Origin of the sequence: Aedoeadaptatus ivorii (genome assembly GCF_900638585.1) — a bacterium.
GTDB classification, from domain to species: domain Bacteria; phylum Bacillota; class Clostridia; order Tissierellales; family Peptoniphilaceae; genus Aedoeadaptatus; species Aedoeadaptatus ivorii.
Genome location: NZ_LR134523.1, coordinates 940,154 through 967,052, shown reverse-complemented (window position 1 = coordinate 967,052; position 26,899 = coordinate 940,154). Strand labels below are relative to the sequence as shown.

18 protein-coding genes, 11 tRNA genes and 3 rRNA genes are annotated in these 26,899 nt (G+C 52.0%); 28 read left to right on the top strand and 4 right to left on the bottom strand.

Annotated elements, in window-relative coordinates:
• The first annotated feature begins 1 nt into the window (after position 1).
• The 27 genes from argS to ppsA all read left to right on the top strand — a co-directional run bounded on the left by argS (position 2) and on the right by ppsA (position 21,310).
• A complete protein-coding gene (gene argS, locus EL294_RS04875) occupies positions 2-1,711 on the top strand; it encodes an arginine--tRNA ligase (RefSeq protein ID WP_126465567.1) in 1,710 nt (569 codons plus the stop codon).
• Positions 1,712-1,750: 39 nt separating this feature from the next.
• Complete coding sequence (locus EL294_RS04870) at positions 1,751-3,397, top strand: B12-binding domain-containing radical SAM protein (RefSeq protein ID WP_126465566.1); 1,647 nt, start codon at positions 1,751-1,753, stop codon at positions 3,395-3,397.
• Between the two features lie 2 nt (positions 3,398-3,399).
• The gene (locus tag EL294_RS04865) at positions 3,400-4,524 is read left to right on the top strand and encodes a tetratricopeptide repeat protein (RefSeq protein ID WP_126465565.1); all 1,125 of its coding nucleotides are present in this window, start codon (positions 3,400-3,402) and stop codon (positions 4,522-4,524) included.
• Positions 4,525-4,904: 380 nt separating this feature from the next.
• Positions 4,905-6,432 (top strand): 16S ribosomal RNA (locus EL294_RS04860).
• 75 nt (positions 6,433-6,507) lie between these two features.
• Positions 6,508-6,584 (top strand) — tRNA-Ile (locus EL294_RS04855).
• Between the two features lie 126 nt (positions 6,585-6,710).
• Positions 6,711-9,559 (top strand): 23S ribosomal RNA (locus EL294_RS04850).
• A gap of 30 nt (positions 9,560-9,589) precedes the next feature.
• A 5S ribosomal RNA gene (rrf, locus tag EL294_RS04845) occupies positions 9,590-9,706 on the top strand.
• The 16S, 23S and 5S rRNA genes sit together here with 11 tRNA genes alongside, the layout of an rRNA operon.
• 56 nt (positions 9,707-9,762) lie before the next feature.
• A tRNA-Asn gene (locus EL294_RS04840) sits at positions 9,763-9,837 on the top strand.
• A gap of 3 nt (positions 9,838-9,840) precedes the next feature.
• A tRNA-Leu gene (locus tag EL294_RS04835) sits at positions 9,841-9,928 on the top strand.
• A 28-nt stretch (positions 9,929-9,956) separates the two neighbouring features.
• Positions 9,957-10,033 (top strand) — tRNA-Met (locus EL294_RS04830).
• Positions 10,034-10,052: 19 nt separating this feature from the next.
• A tRNA-Met gene (locus EL294_RS04825) sits at positions 10,053-10,129 on the top strand.
• Between the two features lie 4 nt (positions 10,130-10,133).
• Positions 10,134-10,208, top strand: a tRNA-Glu gene (locus EL294_RS04820).
• A 5-nt stretch (positions 10,209-10,213) separates the two neighbouring features.
• A tRNA-Val gene (locus EL294_RS04815) sits at positions 10,214-10,289 on the top strand.
• 23 nt (positions 10,290-10,312) lie between these two features.
• Positions 10,313-10,389: transfer RNA gene (locus EL294_RS04810), tRNA-Asp, on the top strand.
• Between the two features lie 21 nt (positions 10,390-10,410).
• Positions 10,411-10,496, top strand: a tRNA-Tyr gene (locus tag EL294_RS04805).
• A 5-nt stretch (positions 10,497-10,501) separates the two neighbouring features.
• A tRNA-Gly gene (locus tag EL294_RS04800) sits at positions 10,502-10,576 on the top strand.
• A gap of 3 nt (positions 10,577-10,579) precedes the next feature.
• Positions 10,580-10,656 (top strand) — tRNA-Arg (locus tag EL294_RS04795).
• 196 nt (positions 10,657-10,852) lie between these two features.
• The gene (locus tag EL294_RS04790; protein WP_126465564.1) at positions 10,853-11,047 is read left to right on the top strand and encodes a hypothetical protein; all 195 of its coding nucleotides are present in this window, start codon (positions 10,853-10,855) and stop codon (positions 11,045-11,047) included.
• 175 nt (positions 11,048-11,222) lie between these two features.
• Positions 11,223-11,699 (top strand): Cys-tRNA(Pro) deacylase, encoded by a 477-nt coding sequence (gene ybaK, locus EL294_RS04785; protein WP_126465563.1) that lies wholly within the window; start codon positions 11,223-11,225, stop codon positions 11,697-11,699.
• Positions 11,699-13,381 (top strand): phospho-sugar mutase, encoded by a 1,683-nt coding sequence (locus EL294_RS04780; RefSeq protein WP_126465562.1) that lies wholly within the window; start codon positions 11,699-11,701, stop codon positions 13,379-13,381. Before ybaK ends, EL294_RS04780 begins: the two co-directional genes overlap by 1 nt.
• On the top strand, positions 13,378-14,283 hold the full coding sequence (locus EL294_RS04775; protein WP_126465561.1) for a PfkB family carbohydrate kinase: 906 nt from the start codon (positions 13,378-13,380) through the stop codon (positions 14,281-14,283). The genes EL294_RS04780 and EL294_RS04775 overlap by 4 nt, the downstream gene beginning before the upstream one ends.
• A gap of 1 nt (position 14,284) precedes the next feature.
• Complete coding sequence (locus EL294_RS04770) at positions 14,285-14,833, top strand: isochorismatase family protein (protein WP_126465560.1); 549 nt, start codon at positions 14,285-14,287, stop codon at positions 14,831-14,833.
• Positions 14,834-14,841: 8 nt separating this feature from the next.
• Positions 14,842-15,885, top strand: coding sequence for a metallophosphoesterase family protein (locus EL294_RS04765; RefSeq protein WP_164715231.1), 1,044 nt, complete (start codon positions 14,842-14,844; stop codon positions 15,883-15,885).
• The gene (locus EL294_RS04760) at positions 15,875-17,650 is read left to right on the top strand and encodes an ATP-binding protein (RefSeq protein ID WP_126465558.1); all 1,776 of its coding nucleotides are present in this window, start codon (positions 15,875-15,877) and stop codon (positions 17,648-17,650) included. The genes EL294_RS04765 and EL294_RS04760 overlap by 11 nt, the downstream gene beginning before the upstream one ends.
• On the top strand, positions 17,647-18,348 hold the full coding sequence (locus tag EL294_RS04755) for a metallophosphoesterase (RefSeq protein WP_126465557.1): 702 nt from the start codon (positions 17,647-17,649) through the stop codon (positions 18,346-18,348). Before EL294_RS04760 ends, EL294_RS04755 begins: the two co-directional genes overlap by 4 nt.
• Position 18,349: 1 nt before the next feature.
• Complete coding sequence (locus EL294_RS04750; RefSeq protein WP_126465556.1) at positions 18,350-18,883, top strand: class IV adenylate cyclase; 534 nt, start codon at positions 18,350-18,352, stop codon at positions 18,881-18,883.
• 48 nt (positions 18,884-18,931) lie between these two features.
• Positions 18,932-21,310 carry a phosphoenolpyruvate synthase gene (ppsA, locus tag EL294_RS04745; protein ID WP_126465555.1) on the top strand — a complete coding sequence of 793 codons (2,379 nt, stop codon included), beginning with the start codon at positions 18,932-18,934 and terminating at the stop codon, positions 21,308-21,310.
• A 47-nt stretch (positions 21,311-21,357) separates the two neighbouring features.
• Here ppsA and EL294_RS04740 read toward each other — a convergent pair whose 3' ends face one another.
• Genes EL294_RS04740 through EL294_RS04725 form a run of 4 tightly spaced genes read right to left on the bottom strand, consistent with a single transcriptional unit; the run spans position 21,358 to position 24,666 of the window.
• A complete protein-coding gene (locus EL294_RS04740; protein WP_126465554.1) occupies positions 21,358-21,702 on the bottom strand; it encodes a DUF6483 family protein in 345 nt (114 codons plus the stop codon).
• Entirely contained in the window at positions 21,695-23,206 is a 1,512-nt protein-coding gene (gene cobA / locus EL294_RS04735; RefSeq protein WP_126465553.1) for a uroporphyrinogen-III C-methyltransferase, read from the bottom strand. Before cobA ends, EL294_RS04740 begins: the two co-directional genes overlap by 8 nt.
• Complete coding sequence (gene hemC / locus EL294_RS04730) at positions 23,199-24,077, bottom strand: hydroxymethylbilane synthase (RefSeq protein ID WP_126465552.1); 879 nt, start codon at positions 24,075-24,077, stop codon at positions 23,199-23,201. The genes cobA and hemC overlap by 8 nt, the downstream gene beginning before the upstream one ends.
• Positions 24,004-24,666 (bottom strand): precorrin-2 dehydrogenase/sirohydrochlorin ferrochelatase family protein, encoded by a 663-nt coding sequence (locus EL294_RS04725; RefSeq protein WP_126465551.1) that lies wholly within the window; start codon positions 24,664-24,666, stop codon positions 24,004-24,006. Before EL294_RS04725 ends, hemC begins: the two co-directional genes overlap by 74 nt.
• 154 nt (positions 24,667-24,820) lie before the next feature.
• Here EL294_RS04725 and EL294_RS04720 point away from each other — a divergent pair, with 154 nt between their 5' ends.
• Positions 24,821-26,809: an S-layer homology domain-containing protein gene (locus EL294_RS04720; RefSeq protein WP_164715230.1), complete on the top strand. Its 1,989-nt coding sequence runs from the start codon at positions 24,821-24,823 to the stop codon at positions 26,807-26,809.
• Positions 26,810-26,899: the final 90 nt, after the last annotated feature.

Sequence of the window (26,899 nt, the reverse complement as noted above, 5' to 3'; positions counted from 1 at the left end):
TATGATTGACTTTAAGAAAAATATAGTGGACGCATTGGCCGAAAATACCGGCCTCGAAGCGGCGGAAGTGGCGCAAAAAATCGAAATCCCGCCGGATCGGTCTATGGGAGACTACGCCTTCCCCGCCTTCAGTTTGGCAAAAGTGATGCGCAAAAACCCCAAGGCGATCGCAGAGGAATTGGCACAAAAGCTCGAAGGCTTAGAAGGCGTAGAGCGGATTCAGGTGGCGGGGCCCTATCTCAACTTTATCGTCGACGGAAAAGCCTTGGCCGCCACCACTCTACAAGCGGTGCGAGAAGAGGGCGAAGACTTTTCCAAATCGGATCTTGGGAAGGGAAAGACCGTGGTCATCGACTATTCTTCGCCCAATATCGCAAAGCCCTTCCACATCGGACATATCCGTACGACCGTAATCGGCGATTCCATCAAGAGAATCTATCGCCATCTCGGCTACACCGTAGAGGCGGTCAACCACTTGGGCGATTATGGGACACAATTCGGCATGATGATCGAAGCCTATAAACTCTGGGGCGATCGAGATGTCATCGAAGCAAACCCCATCCCCGAATTGGTAAAACTCTATGTGCGGATCAATGCCGAAGCAAAAGACGAGCCGGACCTGTTGGATCGCTCTCGGGAATGGTTCCGAAAGCTGGAAAACGGCGATCCCGAAGCCGTAAGTCTCTGGGAGTGGTTCCGAGAAGTCAGCCTCGAAGAATTTAAGCGCGTCTACGAAATGCTCGACATCGACTTCGATTCCTATCGCGGCGAAAGCTTCTACACCGACCTGATGCCCGCCACCGTAAAGGAAATGGAAGAGACCGGCGTATTGGTCGAAGATAAGGGCGCCAAGATCGTCGATTTGGAATCGTACGGTCTGCCGCCGGCAATCATCCTAAAAAGCGACGGCTCTACGATCTATATCACCCGCGACATCACCACCGCTATTTTCCGAAAACAAGAATACGACTTTTACAAGAATCTCTATGTGGTCGGCTCGCAGCAGATCCTCCACTTTCAACAGATGAAGGCGATCCTTGACAAGATGGGAAAAGACTGGGCGAAAGATTGCGTGCACATTCCCTTCGGCATGGTGGGGCTCAAAGAGGGTACGCTGTCTACGAGAAAGGGCAATGTCGTCTATTTGGAAGACGTGTTGAACCGCGCCGTTTCGAAGGTGGACGAGATCCTCAAAGAGCGGGAAGAAAAGATCGGTGCACCCATGGAAAACCGCGAAACCCTCGCCCGGCAGGTGGGGATCGGCGCCGTCAAGTTCCAAGAGCTGTTTAACCAACGGATCAAAGACTATACCTTCGATTGGGATCGCACCCTGAGCTTTGAGGGAGAGACAGGGCCCTATGTGCAATACACCCATGCCCGCATGAATTCTCTGCTGAAAAAGGGCGATTTCAAAATCGATGCCGCCGTCGACACCGATTTGCTCAAAGAAGAGGAAGAGCGGGAGCTATTGCAGAAACTTTACGGATTCCGCCAAGTCATCGTCGACAGCCACGAGAAGTGCGAACCCTATTTGATTACGCGCTATAGCGTCGATTGTGCAAAGACGTTCAATAAGTACTATACGAACACGCCGATCCTCGTAGAGGACGAGGTGCTGCGCAACACCAGATTGCTGTTGATCTACGGCACAAAGAACATGATCCGCATCGGCTTGGGCCTGTTGGGCATACAGGCACCGGATGCGATGTAGAAAAAAGGAGGCGGCGGCCTCTTTTTTATTGGAGGAACCATGAAAGGACTACTCGTCGCTCAAAACGCGAGCTATGTGCATACCAATCTCGCCGTGCGCCTGCTTCGAGAACAGCTGCACAAAGACATATCGATACTCGAGATGACCGTAAACGAAGACCTGCACCGCAGAATCGGAAAAATTTTGCTCGCGGCGCCGGACTATATCCTCTACTCCGCCTACATTTGGAACTGGACAGACATTCAAAGAATCGGCGAATATATTCGAAAAGCAGACCCGCATATCGCGCAATATGTGGGCGGGCCCGAGGTCAGTTACGACGTCGAAGAGCGGCTCAGAAACGAAGATTGGATCGACGGAATTCTTCGCGGGGAAGGGGAAAACACCATAGGCGCCCTGGTAGAATGTATCGAGGGGAGGCGGGGGCGATCCGAGGTTGCCGGCCTCGCCTATCGGGAAGGGGAAGAAGTCCGAGTCAACCCGCTCCCCGCATACGCGAGCGATCTGAACGCGCTCATTCCCGCAAGCTATACGGAATCCATGAAAAACCGCATCCTCTACTATGAGAGCATGCGGGGCTGTCCATATCACTGCAGCTATTGCCTGTCCTCCGAAGGCGGTCGCATTCGGTATCGGGATGTAAAGAAGATAAAAGAAGATATGCGCGAAATATTTGCCACGGGCACCAAACTGATCAAATTCGTCGATCGTTCCTTTCACATTGACCCCGCTCGTTCCGTCGAGATCATCGACTTTTTTTCCGAGGAATCGCCGGCGGATACGGGTATTCATTTTGAAATGAACCTGGAGCACTTAGATCGCGAAGTCGCAAAACATATCAATGCGGCGCCTGCGGGCAAATTTCAAATAGAAGCGGGAATACAGTCTGTAAATCCCGTCGTCAACGCCGCCATCCATCGGAAAACGGATATCGATGCCGTGGGGCGGGCACTACAAATGCTCGATACAGAAAAGACCCACATCCATCTGGATCTGATCGTCGGCCTGCCCCATGAGGATTTGGAGAGCTTTCTCGCGGGATTTGATCGCGTCGCCAAATTGGGCGCGCAAAAAATACAGATCGGTTTTTTAAAGCTCCTGCGCGGCACGGAGTTAAGGCGCCGGGCGGAAGAATTCGGCATCGTATATGAATCGACCCCGCCATATGAAGTCATAGCAACGGCGGATTTTTCGGCGCGCGAAGTGATTTTGCTCCGAAATTTTGCGACAGCGGTAGAAAATTATTACGACGAAGCCCGTTTTCGGGAGGTGTACCATGCCGTACAGAAAAAAGGAACCCCTCCTTCTCAATTCTATTTGGGCATTGCGCAAAAATTACAAGACGATGCGCATCGACGTCTGTTCCGGGGACGCGACGGCAAATACCGATTTTTGCATAGGCATCTGAACGAAAAATACGGGAGAGATGCGCCACTCTACGATGCCCTTAAAAAAGACTTCTACCGCAATGAAGACCGCTATATCGGACATGTGCTCGGCATCGAGGATCCGGAACTTTCAAAAAATGAGGTCATCGAATTTCTGAAACGGAATCCCGAATTCGCTTCCGATCGCAACCCACACAAAGCGGCGAAGCGGGTGCGTGGCGTTCGCCTAGCGAATACAAAGCGCTACTATCTTTATACAGACGGCAAATACATCAGACATTTCGACGAAAGGCGGTAACGATGGACACGAAAAAATACTTCGGCTCCTGGTACGACGAACTCGGTTTTTTAGAACTGAAAGACGAAACGGCGCCCCTTGCGGCTGCCCTAAGCGGCGCGCCGATCCCGATGCTGGAAAAAGACATCGTCCGAGAAATCCTACATCCGGACGCAAAAGACGTACTCGATGCCGAGCGAATTTTTACCGCTATGTGCATCGTCATCGGCTTGGACCCCAAATTCCCGTATCGCGATACCTATCTCGCATTTATGCAAAGAAATCCCGACGAAGCCGTGGCGGCTATACAACGGCGGATGAACGCAGCACTCGAAAGCGAAAATGCCGAACTCCTATGCCTTCTCGCCCGCGCCAAAGAGGCTATGCGGGGAAATCGAGCCGATATGCTCGAGACCACCTATGCCATGGAGGCCCTTTACAATGCCTATTGGGAAAACGGGGAAGCGGAATTTGCCGCCGATCTCGTCAAAGAAATCTCCGATCGATACGAAGCCATGCTCGCCGAAAAAACCGATGACGCCGCTGCCAACGCCGGACTCGCGCGCATTTCCGAGGCGAGGGGACAGTATTTGAAAGCGAAATTGCTTTTTGAGAAGGCCCTCGGGGGCGAAGCGGCAGAAGAGTGGAAGGATGGCATTCGAAAAGAGGTTCTCCGGCTCGAGGACCCCGCCGCCTTGGAGGCGGCAGAGACCTATCTGCATTACGGAAAGTTTTCCGATGCCCTAGCCGCCGTAGAAAAAGTGCGTTCTCGCGATACCGATCCCGCGCGGCAGGAAAAAATCGCGGGGATGGCCTATTACGGCATGGGCGCGTACGAAAACGCCATATTGCATCTCGAAGAGGCCCTGCATTACGGGGAGGATTCCGCCGTAGAAAACGACCTCGCCATCGCACTCGCCGCAAGCGGCCGCGAAGAAGATGCCGTAATGCGCCTCAGTGCGCTATTGGAACGAGAGCCGGAGAACCGAACCGCACTTATGAACCGCGGCATTCTCTATTATAGGAAGAAAGACTATGCGGCGGCGCGAATCGACTTTGAAGCGGCGTATCGATTAGAGGCAGACGCGGCGCTTTGGGAGCTGATTCAAGAAACCGAGAAAAACGAACGACACCCGGATTTGCGGTGATTGTATGGAAAATGTAAAAACCATCTTGACTTTGTAAAAGACCGTTAGTATAATAATAAAGTCATCTGAACGGCGGGCAAATCCGCCTTCGGCAGGAAAAAAGAAATCGAGAAGATTTCAATTTTCCATTGACAAGAGTTTACATCCGATGTAAACTATATAAGTCGTCTCGTGAGAGAAAGCGAGCGTAAACAAAACTTAACAAAGTTTTAAAAAACGCTTGACAAAGTCTTTTCGAGAAGATATACTAAATAAGCTGCTTCACCGAAGCGGCACATTGAACCAAGTTAATTAAATGGTATAAGAGAATAAACCATAACACATCTAAGCTTAAAGCGGAAACACAGTCAGTGAATCCGAGTTAGGCAAACTCAAAAGTTTTTATTGAGAGTTTGATCCTGGCTCAGGACGAACGCTGGCGGCGCGCCTAACACATGCAAGTCGAGCGATGAACCTCTTCGGATCCCTTCGGGGTGAAGAAGAGCGGATTAGCGGCGGACGGGTGAGTAACGCGTGAGGAACCTGCCTCTCACAACGGGATAGCCTCGGGAAACCGGGATTAATACCGTATGAGACCACAGTAACGCCTGTTACAGTGGTTAAAGTCACAGCGGTGAGAGATGGCCTCGCGTCTGATTAGCTAGTTGGTGGGGTAACGGCCTACCAAGGCTGCGATCAGTAACCGGCCTGAGAGGGTGAACGGTCACATTGGAACTGAGACACGGTCCAAACTCCTACGGGAGGCAGCAGTGGGGAATCTTGCACAATGGGGGCAACCCTGATGCAGCGACGCCGCGTGAGCGATGAAGGCTTTCGAGTCGTAAAGCTCTGTCCTATGGGAAGATAATGACGGTACCATAGGAGGAAGCCCCGGCTAACTACGTGCCAGCAGCCGCGGTAATACGTAGGGGGCGAGCGTTGTCCGGAATTACTGGGCGTAAAGGGTTCGCAGGCGGCTCGGCAAGTCCGATGTAAAAGGCGAAGGCTTAACCTTCGTAAGCATCGGAAACTGTCGAGCTTGAGTGAAGGAGAGGCAAGTGGAATTCCTAGTGTAGCGGTGGAATGCGTAGATATTAGGAGGAATACCGGTGGCGAAGGCGACTTGCTGGACTTCAACTGACGCTGAGGAACGAAAGCGTGGGTAGCAAACAGGATTAGATACCCTGGTAGTCCACGCTGTAAACGATGAGTGCTAGGTGTCGGGGGTCAAACCTCGGTGCCGTCGTTAACACAATAAGCACTCCGCCTGGGGAGTACGTGCGCAAGCATGAAACTCAAAGGAATTGACGGGGACCCGCACAAGCAGCGGAGCATGTGGTTTAATTCGAAGCAACGCGAAGAACCTTACCGGGACTTGAAATATTGTCGCCAATTTTAGAGATAAAATGTTTTCTTCGGAAACGGCAATACAGGTGGTGCATGGTTGTCGTCAGCTCGTGTCGTGAGATGTTGGGTTAAGTCCCGCAACGAGCGCAACCCTTACTTTCAGTTGCCAGCGCATTATGGCGGGAACTCTGGAAGGACTGCCGATGATAAATCGGAGGAAGGTGGGGATGACGTCAAATCATCATGCCCTTTATGTCCCGGGCTACACACGTGCTACAATGGTCGGTACAGAGGGCAGCGAGACAGCGATGTTAAGCGAATCTCAAAAAGCCGATCCCAGTTCGGATTGCAGGCTGCAACTCGCCTGCATGAAGTCGGAGTTGCTAGTAATCGCGGATCAGAATGCCGCGGTGAATGCGTTCCCGGGTCTTGTACACACCGCCCGTCACACCATGGGAGTTGGCAATACCCGAAGCCAGCGAGCCAACCGCAAGGAGGCAGCTGTCGAAGGTAGGGTTAATGACTGGGGTGAAGTCGTAACAAGGTAGCCGTATCGGAAGGTGCGGCTGGATCACCTCCTTTCTAAGGAAAACGGCCCTCGCCTGCGGGCGAGGCGCCATAAAGATGGTTACTTCTCTTATACCTTTAATTATATATGGACCTGTAGCTCAGCTGGTTAGAGCGCACGCCTGATAAGCGTGAGGTCGGTGGTTCGAGTCCACCCAGGTCCACCACACATCTTCGGATGTGCATTGAACCTTGACAATCACATACACAATCAACGAGAACATCGTAAGAATCAAATCTTCAAATTTTTTAAGATTACAATTTCAACGATTGGATCAAAACAGATCAATTTAGGTCAAGTTAGAAAGAGCATCCGGTGGATGCCTTGGCACCAAGAGCCGATGAAGGACGCGATAAGCTGCGAAAAGCTGTGGGGAGTGGCAAATACACTTTGATCCACAGATTTCCGAATGGGGAAACCCCCTTTGATAGCCTCAAAGGATTCTAAGGTCAATTCATAGCCTTAGGAGGGAATACCGGGGGAACTGAAACATCTAAGTACCCCGAGGAAAAGAAAGAAACCTCGATACCCTAAGTAGCGGCGAGCGAACGGGGTAGAGCCCGAATTGAGATACGGAAGTGACGACGAGTAGAATCGCCTGGGAAGGCGAACCGTAGGGGGTAACAGTCCCGTATACGAAGAAGTCACAACCACTCTAAACGAGTACCACAGGGCACGTGAAACCCGGTGGGAATACAGGGGGACCACCCCCTAAGGCTAAATACTCCTTGGTGACCGATAGCGCATAAGTACCGTGAGGGAAAGGTGAAAAGAACCCCGGGAGGGGAGTGAAATAGAATCTGAAACCGGATGTTTACAAGCAGCGAAAGTGGCTTCGGCCACGATCGTGTACTTTTTGTAGAACGGGCCAGCGAGTTATGTTCTACGGCAAGGTTAAGGTGTGCTGCACCGTAGCCGTAGCGAAAGCGAGTCTGAACAGGGCGAAGAGTCGTAGGGCATAGACCCGAAACCGTGTGATCTATCCATGGGCAGAGTGAAGTTGCCGTAAAAGGCAATGGAGGCTCGAACCGGGTAGCGTTTAAAAGCTATCGGATGACCTGTGGATAGGGGTGAAAAGCCAAACGAACGCGGAGATAGCTGGTTCTCCTCGAAATAGCTTTAGGGCTAGCCTGGAAGGGAGTGTCTCGGGGGTAGAGCACTGAATGGTCAAGGGACTTTACCAAGTTACCGCGACCTATCAAACTCCGAATACCGAAGACATATCCTCCGGAGTCAGACTATGTGGGATGAGCTTCATAGTCGAAAGGGAAACAACCCAGACCACCGTCTAAGGTCCCAAAATTCGTGTTAAGTGGAAAAGGATGTGGAGTTACTGAGACAACTAGGATGTTGGCTTAGAAGCAGCCATACATTGAAAGAGTGCGTAATAGCTCACTAGTCAAGTGACCCTGCGCCGAAAATAACCGGGGCTAAACACGATACCGAAGCCGTGGAATCAAAGGATTGGTAGAGGAGCATTGTGTGCGCTGTGAAGCAAAAGCTGTAAGGCATTGTGGAGTGCACAGAAGAGAGAATGCTGGCATGAGTAGCGAGAGGGGAGTGAGAATCTCCCCCGTCGAAAACCTAAGGTTTCCTGAGGAAGGCTCGTCCACTCAGGGTAAGTCGGGACCTAAGGCGAGGCCGAAAGGCGTAGTCGATGGACAACAGGTGGAAATTCCTGTACCGGCGATCGCAATGAAGAAGTGGGGACGCAGAAGGATACGCGCAGCGCCCAGTTGGTGTGGCGTGCAAGCACAAAGGATGGAAAGTAGGCAAATCCGCTTTCCGGAGTCTGAAGTGTGATGCGGATCGAAAATAAGTAGAGAAGGAGCCGACTCCAAGCTGCCGAGAAAAGCCACTATTCGCGTAAGCCGCCCGTACCGTAAACCGACACAGGTAGGTGAGGAGAGAATCCTAAGACGAGCGGAAGAACCTTTGTTAAGGAACTCGGCAAAATGACCCCGTAACTTCGGGAGAAGGGGAGCCATGGCAACATGGCCGCAGTGAAAAGGCCCAAGCGACTGTTTACCAAAAACACAAGTCTCTGCGAAGTCGAAAGACGAAGTATAGGGGCTGACACCTGCCCGGTGCCGGAAGGTTAAGGGAACAAGTTAGCGCAAGCGAAGCTTAGAACTGAAGCCCCGGTAAACGGCGGCCGTAACTATAACGGTCCTAAGGTAGCGAAATTCCTTGTCGGGTAAGTTCCGACCCGCACGAAAGGTGTAACGATTTGGGCACTGTCTCAACAAAGGATCCGGTGAAATTGTAGTAGCGGTAAAGATGCCGCTTACCCACGACAGGACGGAAAGACCCCATGGAGCTTTACTGCAGGCTGATATTGGATTTTGGAATGAACTGTACAGGATAGGTGGGAGACTATGAGCGGAGCACGCCAGTGTTTCGGGAGTCGCCCTTGGGATACCACTCTATTCATTCTAGAATTCTAACCTACTTCCGTGAATCCGGAAGAGGGACACTGCCAGTCGGGCAGTTTGACTGGGGCGGTCGCCTCCCAAAGAGTAACGGAGGCGTTCAAAGGTTTCCTCAGCACGGTCGGAAATCGTGCGTAGAGTGCAAAGGCAAAAGGAAGCTTAACTGCGAGAGCGACAACTCGAGCAGATGCGAAAGCAGGACTTAGTGATCCGGTGGTACCGCGTGGAAGGGCCATCGCTCAACGGATAAAAGCTACCCTGGGGATAACAGGCTTATCTCCCCCAAGAGTCCACATCGACGGGGAGGTTTGGCACCTCGATGTCGGCTCGTCTCATCCTGGGGCTGAAGCATGTCCCAAGGGTTGGGCTGTTCGCCCATTAAAGAGGCACGCGAGCTGGGTTCAGAACGTCGTGAGACAGTTCGGTCCCTATCCGTCGTGGGCGTAGGAAATTTGAGAGGATCTGTCCTTAGTACGAGAGGACCGGGATGGACAAACCGCTGGTGCATCAGTTGTCATGCCAATGGCACGGCTGAGTAGCTAAGTTTGGACGGGATAAGCGCTGAAAGCATCTAAGCACGAAGCCCACCTCGAGATGAGATTTCCCTCAATGATAAGACCCCTTGTAGCCTACGAGGTTGATAGGTCTCAGGTGTAAGTACAGCAATGTATGTAGCTAAGAGATACTAATCGGTCGAAGACTTGACCAAGATAGTTGATTGTGTAGTGATTGTAGGTTGTCCGGTGACAACAGCAAGAGGGACACACCTGTTTCCATACCGAACACAGAAGTTAAGCCTCCTAACGCCGATGGTACTTGGTTGGTAACGACCCGGGAGAGTAGGAAATTGCCGGACAGAAGATTTATCTTCTTCTGAATTAAATAGAATGGTATAGCCAATGAATCTTATAATCTTAGGTAGCTCAATGGTGGAGCAACCGGCTGTTAACCGGTAGGTTGTGGGTTCGAGTCCCACCCTGAGAGCCATAAGCCGGGGTGGCGGAATTGGCAGACGCACAGGACTTAAAATCCTGCGGTCGTTGAGATCGTACCGGTTCGATTCCGGTCCTCGGCACCAAAAGGATAGTCCATCAGCAAATTACTATCGCGGGATGGAGCAGTCTGGTAGCTCGTCGGGCTCATAACCCGAAGGTCGTAGGTTCAAATCCTGCTCCCGCTACCATTTTATTTTTCTTGAATAAGGCGGTGTAGCTCAGTTGGCTAGAGCATACGGTTCATACCCGTAGTGTCAGCAGTTCAAATCTGTTCACCGCTACCATACTGGCCCCGTGGTCAAGCGGTTAAGACACCGCCCTTTCACGGCGGTTACCCGGGTTCGAATCCCGGCGGGGTCACCATGTATGGGCGCTTAGCTCAGTTGGGAGAGCATCTGCCTTACAAGCAGGGGGTCATAGGTTCGAGCCCTATAGCGCCCACCATACATTACTACAAGTGTTATTATGGCCTGGTAGTTCAGTTGGTTAGAATGCCAGCCTGTCACGCTGGAGGTCGTCGGTTCGAGCCCGATCCAGGTCGCCATCTACTTATATAAGTAAATATGGAGGAGTTCCCGAGTTGGCCAAAGGGGACGGACTGTAAATCCGTTAGCTCAGCTTTCAGTGGTTCGAATCCACTCTCCTCCACCAAATATGCGGAAGTGGCTCAGTGGTAGAGCATCGCCTTGCCAAGGCGAGGGTCGCGAGTTCGAATCTCGTCTTCCGCTCCATATGTACCTCTAGCTCAGCTGGATAGAGCGTTTGGCTACGGACCAAAAGGTCAGGGGTTCGAATCCTCTGAGGTACGCCAAAGAAGCCTTGAAACTACAATGTTTCAGGGCTTTTTTGTGTGCTTCTTTCTCGTTCGAAGATGGTAAAGATCGAAAAAACATATAACATCCTACTCCGAACTGTGTAAATCCTCTTTGTGAAAGTTCGCAGGCGTCGTATAATAGAAGAAGACTATTTACGCGTGAGACGTCGAGAAAACAAAGGAGTAGATCGAGATGGGCGAGAACAAAACATCGGATGCGCAAATTGCAGCTTCCAGGCGCTGGGAAAAGAAGAATCCGGAACGTACCCGCTATTTGGCCGGGCGGCGTGCGGCCAGATCTTTTATTCGAACAAAGGCGACGCTGGAAGACCTGGACGAGCTTATGGAAATTATGCAGGCCAGAAGAGAAATGTTGAAAGACGAATAAAATAGGACTTCGGTCCTTTTTTTATTGCGTTCTTGCAGATAAGCCATTCGGTGCAATATCGCGCGTACGTTCTGAATTTGGTGTAGGGGCGGGAATGATAAGAATTTCCATGATATAATAAGGTTTCGAATGGATCTGTTTTGAAGTCGGGTATACTTATACGAGAGGTGTTATTATGAAAAAGACCAATGCGCTCAGACTTTTGGATCTCGAGGAAATTTCATATGAAACACTGGAATATGATTCGAATGCGGAAGTCGACGGCGTTCAAATCGCGGCTTTAAACGATTTGCCGCCACAAAAGGTCTTTAAGACGCTGGTGGCAGAGGGAAAGGACAAGAACTACTTTGTCTTCGTGATTCCCGTCTCGGAGGAATTGGATTTGAAAAAAGCGGCGCGCGTCACCGATGAAAAGAAGATGGAAATGCTGCCGGTGAAGAAGCTGACGGCCCTTACGGGCTATGTGCGCGGCGGCTGTTCTCCGGTGGGAATGAAAAAAGAGTTTCCCACCTGGATCCACAAGTCGGCCGAAGCGTATGAAGAGATCTATGTAAGCGCCGGCAAAAAGGGACTTCAGATGCGAATCTCGCCGCAGGATTTGGCCCGTGTCGCAAAAGCGGACTTTGCAGATTTGACGAAAGAGGGGAACTAATGGAAATCAATAATCGTTTTGAGATTTGGAAATCTTTGCCCACCGTATCTCCCGAGGATCGGGAGCGGCTGATAGAAATGGACGAAGCGGAAAAAGCGGATAGCTTTTACCGGGAATTGCAATTCGGGACGGCGGGTCTGCGCGGTAAGCTGGGCCCGGGCACCAACCGCATGAACGAACAGGTGATTGCGCGGGCGACGTTGGGGCTCGCCAAAGTGATCGAAAGCCGCGGGGAAGCAGCAAAGCATAGAGGTGTCGCGATCGCCTGGGACATCCGCCATCGCAGCGAGATGTTTATGCGCGTAGCGGCAGACGTACTCGCATCGCGCGGTATCCGTGTGCATATCTTTAGCGGCATTCGCCCCACGCCCATGCTCTCATTTGCCGTTCGCGCGCTGCATACCCAGGCGGGGATCGTGATTACCGCAAGCCATAACCCCAAGGAATACAACGGTTATAAGGTATATTGGGAAGAAGGATCGCAGATTCGAGATGCCATCGCCGACGAGATTTCCGGTGAAATCGAAAAACTCGACTATGATGTCACCGTGGACAAAACCTTCGAGGAATACCAAGCGGACGGTCTGATCCTTACGATCCCCAAAAATGTGGAGGATCGCTATTACGACCTCACGCTCTCCAAGGCGATTGAAGACGATATCGATAAGGAAATCGACATCGTATATACCCCTCTGAACGGGACCGGAAATCTTCCGGTGCGTCGGGTGTTAAAGGAACGGGGATTTCATAAAGTGCATTTGGTGGAGGAACAGACCAATCCGGACCCGAATTTTACGACGGTGGGCTACCCGAATCCCGAAGATGTGCACGCCTTTGAGTATGCGATGAAACTCGGCGAAGCGGTCGATGCGAATATCTTGATCGCCACCGATCCGGACTGCGACCGGGTTGCGATAGTGGTGCGCAATGAACACGGCGGTTTTGTACCCCTCAACGGAAACCAAACCGGCGCGTTGCTCTTGGAATATATCCTATCCAGACGGAGCGAAAAGGGCGATTTGCCGAAGAACGCCGCCGTGGTGAAGAGCATCGTGACCGGCGAATTGGGTACGAGAATCTGTGAAAAATACGGCGTGCCCATGTTCAATACGCTGACCGGCTTTAAAAACATCTGTGCCCTCGCCAACGAATGGGATCACACCGGGGAATATACCTTCCTATTCGGCTATGAAGAAAGCATTGGATATGTCTACGGCGATCACGTGCGGGACAAGGATGCCGTGGTGACCACGATGATGATCGTAGAGATGGCCGCCTATTATGCGAGAAGGGGAAAGACCTTGGGCGAGGTTCTCGAGGATCTTTACCGCGAACACCACTTCCACGGGGAGCACTTGATGTCGGTCGTAAAAGAAGGACAGGCGGGGCAGGAACAGATTGCGAATATTATGAAAGATCTGCGCACGCGCCCCATCGAATGTATCGGCGATATCGCAGTCGAAGGCGTGGTGGACTACCGCGACGGAATCGAAAAGATCGGCGCGAGCGACGTGTTGGAATACCATATGGCCGACGGTAGCCGCTTTTATGTGCGTCCCTCCGGAACAGAGCCGAAGATCAAGCTCTATATCTATACGACGGATGCAGACGCGCAGGTGGCGAGGGAGAAAATCGATTGGATACGGTCTGCAATCACCGATCGATTTGACGGCAAGCAATGATTCTGGTTGTAGATCCCTGCCCCTATCTGGAGCGCAAGATTACCGGGCAGGATTTCCCCAAGTCCCGCGTGAGCTATGCGGATTCTCAGCAGACGAGACCCGCGGGGTACGGCGCGGATATGTGTGAACTGGCGGCGGACATGAACGAATCCGTGCGTCTGATTACCTTCTTGGGCGGGAATGCCGGCGATCGCTTTGAGACTTTATTCGTCTCTCGCGGCGGCGATGTGATCAGAGAGCCTTTACGCGACGAGACCCAGGAGTGCTTTATTCTGGAAGAAAAATATAAGTCGACGCAGATCTTTACCAAAGAGCCACGCATTACCCGAGAAAGCGTCTTGGACTTCTACGAGCGCTATGCCAAGGAAGTGGCGGAAAGCGACGTCGTGGCGATTACGCGGGACCGCAGGCGGGATGAGGGGGAAGCGATGAAGTTGCCCCTGATCCGCTACGCCCGTAAAAAATCGAAGCCCGTCGTCGTCCTCTGCGACCATACGGACGACATCGACGATCTCGTGGAGGCACGGCCCTTCGGAATCGTCATCGACCGTTTTGCCCTTTCCAAACTCACGGGCAAGAACATGCAATTTATAGGCGATGTATCCAAGGCCTTAAAATCGCTGTTTCAAGAACGCATTCCGCTGATTCTCGTTACCGGGAGCGACAAAGGGGCGATTTTGTTCTTCCGCGGCGAATTTTTTCACGGCAAGCATGAAACGGAAGAGATCGAGTTCGACGAACACAATGCGCTGTTCGCCATGGCGACCGGCATCCTGCGCAATTACGATGCGCGCATGATCTTAAAACTGTCGCTTGCAGCGGCAAAAAGTACGGACGACTCGGAATTTGTCGACATTAAATCGGATATGAATCGAATCGAAGTCAGAAAAATGGAGGTATGATATGGATTTTAATTTGCGAAGAGAAGATGCGGTATTTTTGTTTATCGACATCCAGGACAGCCTTTCGAAGGTGATCGATCGAGAAGAACGCTTAAAAAAGAATGCCGGCATATTGGCGGATACCGCAGAAATTATGCAGATTCCTTCTGTATTTACGACGCAGTACAAAAAGGGCCTGGGCGATTTTAACGAAGAAATTCGAAATAAGGTCAAGGATGCGGAGGATTTCGACAAAAAATCGTTCTCTTGCCTCTTAGACGACGAAATCGCCGCCTTTTTCGACGAAAAGAAGCCGAAACAAGTCATCGTCTCCGGCATGGAAGCGCATATCTGCGTATTGATGACGGTACGGGATCTGATTGCGCGCGGCATCGACGTGTATGTCGCATCGGATGCGATCGGATCGCGCGATCCCGAATCGGCACTGTATGCCGCAGAAGAAATGCGCCAAATGGGTGCCGCCGTGCGTCCCACAGAGACCATACTCTTCGACTTGAATTCCGTATCGGGCACGGATGAGTTTAAAGCCGTTCAAAAACTGATCAAATAATGCGGTTTTTGCATACGGCAGATCTGCACTTGGGGCGCTCCTTTCCCTTTACGGACTCTGCCTTGCGGGCAGTGGGAAAGCGGGATCGCTTTGAGACGTTTCGCAATATTCTGCGCCGCGCCGACCGATACGAGGCGGAGTATGTGTTTTTGGTGGGCGATATTTTCGAACAAAAGAAGATCAGTCGAGAAGAAGTAGATTTTGCCCTTGCCGAGATGGCGAATTGTTCGGCGACGATCCTATTGCTCCTCGGCAATCACGATTTTACCCTCTATCCGTATCTGACGGAGCGGGTGCCCGAAAATGTCTATCTCTTTAACCAAGAGGGCTCCGATGTGTTTACCGACGAAAGGCATCGCATCGATTTTCACGGCGTAAGCTGGTCGAGGGATAGCCACCACAAGATTCTCGAAATCGATCCGACGGGGCTGCGGGAAGGGTTTCGCCATGTGCTTTTGCACCACGGAAACTGGACCGGCGGAGACGGCTACTTTCCCGTGGATGCAAATATATTGCCGTATTTCGACTATATCGCCCTGGGGCATGTGCACAAGCCGATTCTCTATGAAAACAAATTGCAGATGTGCGGCACGCCCGAACCCTTGGATCACACCGACCGCGGCCGTTTGGGCATCGTCTCCGGCGCGCTCACCGATCATCTCGAGACGGAATATATTTCCTTGGCGCGACGTTCTGTGATCGGCGAAAATTTTCACCGAAGGGGCGACGCGGACGACGAGGCGATTTTACGGCGGGTGCGCGAATTTTCTGACGACGGAACCCGGATCTATACGATTGCGATAACCGGCGCCTATAGCGGTGTCTTTGACGCGTCGATTCGCGCGACGCTCGAGGAGATGGAGATTCCCTATGAAATTCGCTGGGCACGGGATCTGCCGAAGATCGTAAAGGCATTGGAGAAGCGACATGCGAACGATCAATTTGGTACGTTTTTAGAGAAGGTGAAGGCGCATCCCATGGACGACGACCTGCGAGAGCGGGTATACGATTTGGGGATCCGCGCGGTGTTGGGGGACGAGTATGATTCATAAATTGGAAATGCGCGACTTCGGCATGTTTCACGAAGAAACCGTATATTTCGACGAAGGGTTTCAGCTCCTCGCCGGGGATAACGAGTCCGGCAAGTCCACCATGGTAATGTGTATTCGCGCCCTTCTCTACGGTTTCTCCAAAGACAGTTTGCATATGCGGCGCTATAGCGAAGCGTACGATCTGTATTTTCCCAAGGATCGCAACCGCTATGCCGCCGCCATGGAACTGTCGGTGGCGGGCAAACGCTATTGTATCGAGCGCAATTTTCTGAAGGAGAACGAACGGCTAAATATCATTTCTCTGGACGACAATCGGGTCCTCGGCGATAACGAGGAATTGTATCGATACTCTAAAATTCCACAACCGGGCGCTCTGTTCTGGGGACTTTCCCAGGACGACTTTATGCGCTTTTTTTGTTTGGAGGATCTACGACTCTACAGCGCGGCCGACATCTTTAGTCGCATCGAGGAAGCAAAAAATTATTTAACCACCGGTTCCTATGCCGTGGATATGGCAAAAGCCTATGCGTATCTGGACAAAGAAGAGCGCGCGCTGGGAACGGAGCGTGCGAAGAAATCTCCGGTGGGAGAAAATCGAGAAAACATACGAAGTCTCGAGGCGGATATCGCGCGCAAGAAGGCCGAAGAGAACCGCCTACGAGAAGACATAGCCCGAAAAGAGGCACTCGCCGATCGGCTGAGTTCCTTAAAGCGCGAAGAGCGGCAGTTGAACGACAAGAAATACTTTTTGCCGCAGCTCGAGCGCGCTATGGGCGAGGTAGCAGTCTTGGATCGCCAGTTGGCGGCCAATGAAAAGGAGATCGACCGCTTTGAGTCGATGCAGAAGCGGACCGCCTTTTCGGATTCGCGCTTGCTGCGATACTTTGTGATCGCCTCTCTTGCGGCGACCGCGGTGACGCTTCTTTTGTTTGTCAACGAGATTTCGATTTGGAGTCTGGGCGTTCTCCTAACGGGCGCAGTGTCTCTTATCACGTTGGGCATATTCGGCATGCGGCAACGCACCAAAAAGCGCATTCGCCTCTATCACGAATGCTATATGAAGAGAGATCGCCTTTTGATGGAAAAAGACGCCATCTTCCAATGGTTTGATCCCCATTTGGAGCGGGAGTTTGAAATGGAATTGCTTCTGGACGCGATGACGACGTATGCGGCACATCTGAAGGGATTGCCGGATCGTAGCGCCGAAGTGGCACAAGCGGTAGAAAATACACAGCGCACCATCGGCCAGCTAGAAGGACAATTGAAACGAGAGAATGCGATTGCCGCCGAGCGCCGTAAAAAAGAAGAAGATTATGCCGAAGAACTGGCGCAGAAGGCCCATTTGGAGCGGGAACTCGAAGCGATCGAGATGACCAGAACTCTGCTCGAAGAAGCGGAGGCCGGGGATCGCGAGGCATTTCTCGCCGATATGCTCGAAAAAGCGGGCGAATATCTCTATACGCTATCCGATGGCCGTTACGGAAAAATCCTGATGGGAGACGGCGAATTTTCGGTGATAGACGCGTGGGGTGCGAGTTTTTATGAGGCGCAGTTAAGTCGGTCGACGGCGCATATTTTGGTCATGGCGCTCCGCTTTGCCGCATTGGAGCGAATGGACGCATCCATTCCCATGGTTTTAGACGATGTATTCGTCTACGCGGACGGCAGGCGAAAGACAAAGATATATTCGGTATTGGAGTCGCTCGAAAGACAGTGCATTTGTCTGACGACGACAGAAGCGGAAACAGAAAGGGGAAAGGATTGATCTGGGCCCTGGGGGATCTCCATTTGGACTATAAAAAAGAAAAGCCGATGGATGTTTTCGGCAAGGACTGGGAGGATCACGAGGAGCGGATTTTTGACGCTTGGAAAGAACGGGTGCGACCGGAGGACATCGTCCTTTTGGTGGGAGACATCTCGTGGGCGCTCAAGTTGGAAGAAGGGGAAAAAGACCTTCGAAGGCTGGAAACGCTCCCCGGCACCAAAATCTGCATCAAGGGAAACCACGATTACTGGTGGTCCTCTTTAAAGAAAATGTACGATTTGGGCCTGTCCGACATGGAGTTTTTGCAAAATACGGGCTATGTCGCCGCGGGAATCGGCATTTGCGGCAGCCGTGGCTGGTCGGATATCGACTCCGGCGGTTTCGACGAGAAGGACGAGAAAATCTATCTCCGGGAACTGAACCGCCTGCGCCTCAGCATTGAAGATATGGAGGCGAAGGGCAAGGAAGCGGGGCTTACAAAGCGCATCGCCATGCTCCACTATCCGCCGTTTTCTGCGAAGGGGAGTCCCAACGACTTTGCCGATATCCTCAAAGAAGCGGGGATCGACATCTGCGTGTACGGCCATCTGCACAGTTACGGACATAAATTTATCGTCGAAGGCGATATAGAAGGCGTAGAGTATATCTGCGTTTCTTCCGATTATATCGACTTTCGACCGGTACAGATTGAGGTGTGATATGGAACGAGAAATGGAAATCAAGGTGCTCGACATCGATCGAGAAGCGGTGGAGGCGGATTTGATCGCATTCGGTGCGAAAAAAGTTTCCGAAGAGGTGCATCAGACCGTGCGGATCAATTCCGATGCGCATCCCGTCGACGAAGAAAAGGGTTATCTTCGGATTCGCCGCGTGGTCAAAGAAAGCGACGAGCGGATCGAGATGACCTTCAAAGAAAAAATCGGCGAAGGGGCGGTAAAACTCTACGACGAACACACCGCTTTGATCGACGAAATGGAGTCGATGCGAAAAATACTTGCGCTTTTGGGATTCAATCGCCAGATTTACGGAAAAAAACATCGGATCAGCTACGAGAAAGACGGTTTGCGCTTCGACCTGGACCGCTGGGATGCGGACACCTTTCCGGTACCTTATATGGAGATCGAGGGGCCGAATGCGGAAGCGATTTACGAGGCGGTTCGCGCGTTGGGACTCCCGGAAGATCGGATCAGTTCGAAGACGATCGGAGAATTAAAGGAATCGTGGAATAAATAGTACAACATATATATTAAGTGTGTTATAATATTCCCGAGGAGGAAGAATATGACAGGTTTTAAGTACATTCGTTTTTTTCATGAGATCCGCAAAGACGATGTCGGCATCGTCGGCGGGAAGGGCGCCAACCTCGGAGAAATGACCAATTTCGGTCTCGACGTGCCTCCGGGATTCTGCGTCACTTCGAAGGGCTATGACGCCTTTATCGACTACGCCGGACTCGACGAGAAGGTTCGGTTTTTGATGCAAGATTTGGACGTAGACGATGTGGATATGCTCACCGCTGCGTCGAACGACATTCGCAGAAATATCGAGCAGGGCGAGATCGACCCGAAGCTCGAAGAAGAAATCGTATTGGCCTATAAGGAATTCAGTCGCTCCATCGAGGTGAAAGATCCGCAAGTCGCCGTACGCTCTTCGGCCACAGCGGAAGACCTGCCCGATGCATCCTTTGCCGGGCAACAAGATACCTATTTGCACATTGCCGGCGAAGAGGAATTGATTCAGCACGTTCGCAAGTGCTGGGCGTCCCTGTGGACCCCGCGGGCGATCTATTATCGGGAAAAGCAACAATACAACCACTTCGACGTCTCTTTGGCGGTCGTCGTACAAAAGATGGTCAACTCGGAAAAATCCGGCGTAATGTTTACCGCCAACCCCATTACCAGTTCCACCGATGAAATGATGATCAATGCCAGCTATGGCCTCGGCGAAGCGGTGGTTAGCGGTATCGTCACCCCTGACGAATACACGATTCGCAAGTCCGACAAATCCGTACTCGAAAAAGTCGTCGCCGATAAGAAAAAGATGGTCGTTCAAAACGATTCCGGCATCGGCACCCACGAAGCAAGCGTAGAAGACGTATTGGGTGCGGGCGCCGTGAAGGAAGAATGTTTGACCCCCGAAGAGCTCAATACGCTAATCGAGGCAGGCCTCAAGATCGAAAGCCTTTACGGCAGCGTGCAAGACATCGAATGGGGCATGGATAGAGACACCAAGGGTTTGTATATCCTGCAATCTCGCCCCATCACGACCTTAAAAGAGGTATCCGAAGAAGAGGAGTCTGAAATGAACGAGCAACCCGAAAAACTGACGCCGTTGGTACGTGGTCTCGCCGCATCTCCCGGCATCGGCCGCGGCAAGGTGAAGATGATTAAAGACGTTAGCGAAATCAATCTCGTCGAAGACGGCGACATCCTCGTCACCGCCATGACCAACCCGGATATGGTGCCCGCCATGCGAAAAGCCGCAGCGGTCGTCACCGACGAAGGCGGCAGAACCTGTCATGCGGCCATCGTAAGCCGCGAGCTCGGCATTCCCTGCGTCGTAGGAAGCAACACCGCCACTTCGACCTTGAAGGAAGGCCAATTCATTACCGTCGATGCCACCCGCGGCGTGGTCTACGAAGGCAATGTCCTCAAAGATAAGGAAAAGAAAAAGGAAAAAACCGAAGGCACCGGTGCGGGCTTGGGCATCTCCCTAGACGAACTCAAAAAGATGGTCGCCCCTACCACGGCCACCAAGATCTATATGAATCTGGGCGAGCCCGCTCTGATCGAAAAATATAAGGATCTTCCCTTCGACGGCATCGGATTGATGCGCACGGAATTTATCTTTACCAATAAAATCGGCGCGCACCCCATGTATCTTGCAAAGACCGGCCAAGGCGATCTGTTGATCGAAAAACTCGCCGAAGGCATCGCCGAAGTCGCCGGCGCCATCTACCCGCGTCCCGTCGTCGTGCGTATGAGTGACTTTAGAACCAATGAGTTCCGCGGCCTAAAGGGCGGAGACGAAGTGGAACCCCACGAAGAAAACCCGATGATCGGCTGGAGAGGCGTAAGCCGCTATATTTCTCCCGAATACGAAAAGGGATTCCGTCTGGAATGTCAAGCCATGCGCAAGGTACGCGAAGACTTCGGCCTCGACAATGTCGTTGCCATGTTGCCCTTCGTGCGTACGCCGGAAGAATTGGTAACCGTAAAGGAAATCATGGCGGAAGAAGGACTAAAACAATCCAAGAACTTCAAGATCTGGATTATGGCAGAAGTGCCCTCCGTGGTCTTCCAAGCCGAAGAATTTGCCGAACTCGTCGACGGATTCTCGATCGGTTCCAACGACTTGACCCAACTCACCATGGGCGCCGACCGCGACAGCGGCATCTTAAACCGCATGGGATACTTCGACGAGAGAAATACGGCGGTGAAAAACGCCATCAAGATCCTCGTCGATGCGGCGAACAAAAAGGGCATCACTTGCTCCATCTGCGGCCAAGGTCCGAGCCAATACCCGGAATTTGCAGAATTCTTGGTGGAATGCGGCATTACCTCTATGTCCGTAAACCCCGACACGGTCGACTACACCAGACGATTGGTATCCGGCGTGGAACAAAAGATGATTCTGAGAAAATTAAGAGAAGAAAGATAGATCACAAGCAAAAAGCGGATTCGAGGATTTTTCCTCGAATCCGCTTTTTATATGCGCAAATGAAAGAGTTTCATATAATCGTTTAAGCCCGATTCGACTTCCTTTACCGAGAAGTCGCCGGCACGGAGTTTGGTTTCGCCCAAAGCGAGCAAATCCTCATAGAAGAACACGCCCGTTGCCGCATCGGCGCCCCCTTCCGCCGCCTTCTCGAAGAGGAGGTCTTCCGCCTCGCCGAATTTTTGTGCGCGGATCAAATCCGTGAGCGCCAAATACAATTCGGTATTGCGAATCTCTTTGCGTTCGCGCTCTGTGATGCCGCGGGGAAAGAGGAGGCGTACGAGAAATAGAATCGTCTCTTGAATTTGCCGCAATAAAAAGTCGTTTTTAATCATGGGGATCCTCCTTCGGCTTCCAATCGCCTTGATGTTCTGATTCAAAGGCGTCGAGAATCGATTCCGCGAGCGAATGGGCGGTGGCGCAGTTTGCCTCGATAATGCGCGCGGAATCCACGCCTTCGGCGAGAAGTCGCTCAGTGGTCATCGGGCCAATGCTGAATATCTTCGTATCCAAAAGCGGTTTGCGGGAATACAACGCGACAAAATGCGCCACCGTGGAGCCCGACGAAAAGGCGATGGCATCGATAGAATCCGGAAGCGGGAGCGCACGTTCGGGAAGCGCGGGCCGGTAGACGGCGCGGCTCTTACACCTGCCGATCTCCTCTAAAGTCGCCCGAAGGTCCGGGCGGCTATGGAGGGAGTGCGGGAAATAGATGCGCGTGCCTTTCTTCAATCGCGCGCGCAAGAACGCGCCAAAGGCGTCGCCGTTATAAACGGCTGGGTAGGCTTCGGGTCGAATGCCGAAACGCGATACGGCTTCTGCGGTCTTTTCGCCGACGGCATAGACCGCGACGCCATAGAGGTCGCGAATGTCCCGCGCTTTACGGAATGCATCGAAGAAAATGGAAACCGCATTGGCGGAGGTAAAGACCAATACCTCGGCATCGAATGCGGATATGTCCGCAGCCAAGTGCTCTTGGTGGATCGGCTCGATGGCGATGGTGGGGCGCTCTACGACATTTGCGCCGAATGCGGTGAGAATATCCGCCATTTCCGCCCGCACCCGATCGCCCGTAAGCACGATGTTTTTTCTGCCCAAGAGGAGGATGCGCGTGGGGTCGATCGCATCGGCAAGTGCGATTGTATCGCCGACGGCGATAAGGGCCGGCGTGGCGAGCGAATCCGGGATGCCGTCTTTGACGACGGCGCCCAGCGTACTCGTAAAGCGCGCCGCCTCTGCCGTCATCCCCTTGGATAGGACGGCGAGGGGGGTGTCGGGGTCTTTTCCGGCGGCACAGAGATCTGATGCGATCTTTTGGACATTCGAAAGGCCCATGTAAAAAATAAGCGTGCCGGGAATTTCTGCATAGATCGAAAAATCGTCGTTTTCGTCGGCGCGGTGGCCGGTGATAAACGAAACGCTGGTAGCGATATTTCTGTGTGTGACGGGGATGCCGAATTGTGCCGGTACGACGACGCCGGCCGTAAGTCCCGATAGGACGCGAAAGGGAATGCCTTCCGATGCCAGGTGAAGTGCCTCTTCACCGCCCCTTCCAAAGACGAAAGGATCGCCCCCTTTGAGCCGCACCGTGTTTTTACGGGATCGATAACAATTGACGAGGAGCGCATTGATCTCTTCCTGGCGTAGGGTGTGGCGATCGGGAGATTTTCCTGCGTATATTTTCTCGGCGGCGGGGTAGCGATCTAAGATGGCGGCATCCAGCAGACGATCGTATACGATCACATCGGCTGCGCGAAGGGCCGCATCGACTGCCTGCGTCAAGTACTTTGCGCCGCCGATTCCGGCGCCGGCGATCACTACGGGGCGCGTTCTATTCATATTTCACCTGCTTTGCGAGTATTACAACGTCTTTAAGTGCGGTCTCTATGGTGGTATCCACTCGGGCGAAGCGGAGGGGAGAGTCGACATTTTTGGCGTAACAGCCGTGGAGCCTAACGCCGTCTTTTGTAAATTCCGTGTAGATGCCGATGGGCGATTGGCAGGAGGCGGAGAGGGTGATCTGAAACTTGCGCTCGATAATCATGCGAAAGCGCGTCACCGGATCCGCCGCCGCTTCCAGCACCTCGATCAGATCGTGACGCGCCTCGGAAACTTCGATGCCCAATATGCCCTGGCAGGGGGAGGGGATAAATTCCCTCGGGTCCAGGACGAGCGAGATCTTGTCGGTCAATGCCGCGCGCTCGAGCCCCGCATAGGCGAGGATCGTTCCGTCCGCTTCGGATTCCTCCATTTTTTGGATGCGGGTTTGAATATTGCCGCGGACGGGCACGGTTTTTGCCCGGGGGAAAAAGTGCAGCAGCTGTGCCTTACGGCGATTGGATCCGGTTGCGACCATATGCCCGTTTAAGTCGTCCCTCAAGATATTCGCGCGCTTCGAAACATATACATCTTCTACCCGCGGCGCCTTAGGAGGGGGGGCCAATGTAAATCCCTCGGGGATTTTTGAAGACATATCCTTGAGCGAATGGATGGCCACATCCACCTCTTTTGCCACGAGGGCGCGTTCTAACTCGCCGACAAAGACGCCGTTTTTTCCTACCTGATCGATGGGCAGATTGCGAACTCTGTCGCCCTTTGTGGTAATGACCTTGATTTCGGTCTCGTATCCCGTCGCCTCAAAGATCTTCTGAATGCTCTGTGCTTGTATGCGCGCCAATCGGCTGCCCCTTGTGCCCAGGCGTAGTTTCATCGATTTCCTCCAAAAATTTTCGTGCTTGAATACTTTCGTTTGTCCATAAATCCTCCATCACCTCGGAGATATTTTTTTGCCTCTTTCTGCGCATACAGGCGCGGATGCGGTTTAAAAGAGATAACTTTTCCGCATCGAACTGCTCTATATGCGGCCGGAGCGCCTCGCCGATCTTTCTGGAAATCGTAGGATTTTGGCAAGAGACGCTGACCGAAAGCGGACCGTGTTCGATCCGATAGGCGAGGCGAAAGTCGCTGTCCTCGCGATTTTCGGTCGAAAGAACCGGCACGGACAGGCGCTTTGCTCGCCGAATCAGGGCGGCATTTACGGCGTAGTCGTCGGTGGCGACGATCACATAATCGTAGGCGAAGAATACAAAGTCTTCGTCGAGATGCCGTGCTTTCAAAGAGATGCGTTCGGGATATTTTTTCTGCAATGCGGTAATCTCCGGAGAAAACGTCTCTGCGATGCAGTAAAAATGAAACTCGCTCGACAGGAGTCCTTCTATTTTTAACTGCGCCGAGCGGCCACCGCCGCAGACCAAGACTTTTTTACCCCGCGTATCCATGTAGAGGGGAAAGTAGCGCATAATACCTCCTCGGATGTAAATTATAATGGTGTATAGCCATATTATAGCAAAAAAAGAGATCCTCGTTTCCCCATGAAACGGAAACGTAACAACGAAGTCGATGGGTCCATGTTATAATGAAATTGTGAACTGTATGATTTATAGGAGGATCCGGATGAAAAAATTACACGTGAAATCCATTGCCACCCTCGCACTCGCCGGCATCTTGGCGACATCGCCCGTCGCCGCTTTGGCCGCGAGCTATAGCGACGTACCCAACACCCACTGGGCGTATACACATATTTCCAGGCTCTCCGATTTGAAGATCGTAGACGGCTATGTCGACGGCTCTTTCAAGCCCGACCGTGCCGTTAGCTATTTGGAAATTCTCGAGCTGCTCAAGGGCGTTCAAAAACCCACCGGCGCGGAAATCTCCGAAGCCCTGGCCAAGCAAGGCTATATCGCAGACGCGTATAAAGTGCCCCAATGGGCAAAAAGCGCAGTTTCCTATGCGCTCAACACCGGCCTATTGACCGAGACGAATTTGAAGGCGGCCTACGCCCGCGGATGGGTTACCAGCCAACCCACGGCCGACCAATACCCGAACCGCGAAGTCGCTTTGGTTCTCTATGCCAAGGCACTCGGCATGAAGCCCTCGAACGACTTGTCTTCGATCAAGGTATCGGACCTCGATGCCATCGGAAAGACCGCTAAGGAACTGATCGGCGACGTCGACGTAAAGGGACTGTATGCCGCCATGGTCGACGCCAAGATCTTCGACGCTCTGGGCGACGAGGGACAATTCAGACCCCAAGATACCTTAAAGCGTGAGCAAATGGCGAAAATCACCGACCTGAGCTATCAATATAAGGCAGCACAAGAAAATACCCGTGAATACGAAGGCAAGGTCATCTATCACGAGCGGCTGAACAACACCAACACCTTCGCCATCGCGACCAAAGACAAGAAAACCGTGGGCTTTGTGTTGAACGACAAGACCCAAGTAACCGTGAATGGAAAGGCAGCTGACGCCGATGCCATCGTCGAAGGCAGTACCGTCAAGGTGAGTGCCTATATGGAAGAGGGCGCCATTACCGCACTGACGGCGAAGACCGTAGAAGTGGTGAAAGCAGACGTAAAGACCATCGGTATTGTGCAAAGCGTAGAAAAAGACGGCTTTAAGATCTCGTATACCTTAAAAGAAAATATCGATCCCTCCCATGAATTCGATATGGAAAAAACCGAGGTATTTTCCTTTGCGGACAATGCGAAGATCACCCGTCACGGCGCTGCAATCAAAGCCTCCGACATCCGTAAAGACGATATGGTGGCGTTTACCACCGAAAACGGACGATTAAAAGAGATCGCCGTATATCCGAAGACCCATTCCGTAGAAGGAACCGTCGTCGATATCGATTATGGTACAATGCAAGGCAAGCGCCAAGCGGTAAAGGTAAAACTCTCTGAGGATAATGCATTCACGTACTATGTATTGGAGCCTGAGATTATTGAAAAGATCAATACATTGATCAAGGACAACGACAGAAATGTGAAGCTGCGCTTCAATTTACTGTATCAAAATATCGTCGGCGTGGAGAAATATACTTCAAAGGGAATGGTACAGGGAACCTTTAAAGGATATGACACCGGATTCACCAACTCCACTTGGGATTTTGCGATTAAACTCAGCAACGAAAACGGAGAAAAGAGATATGTCCTCGCGGACAAAATCGAATATGTCGATGAGAGCCTTGGAGGTGCTTCCGGCACATATACTGCCTGGGAATTGCACAATATTTTAAAGAACAAGAACAATGCTTTCCTCGATGTATATATGGTCAATGACAGAGTCGTTAAAATAGTATTACGCGGCTATGTACAAGAACCCGGAAAGGAAGTTCAGATCAAGATCGACAGATTGATGATCGACACTTCCGGTTGGGGGAAAAATGCAATGCCGGGATATACTGCCTATGAGTTTACGATGCTGGACAGCAATGATGTCGACAATACCTTCCGCGGAAGATTCCAAAGCACTCAGAAATACACGATCGGCACTATTCTCACAATGAAAGCCGATGTGATGAGAAGAGATGGAGAGATCTATTATATCAATGCCACCGTCAATGGCGTTCCCGCCCTTCCCATTAACGCCGGTCTATAAAAACTTTAACAAGCGGCAAAAGGCCCTGCGAATTTGTTTTCGCGGGGTCTTTTTTGGTATAATTAGACGTTAGGACAGGGAGGAGGCGTT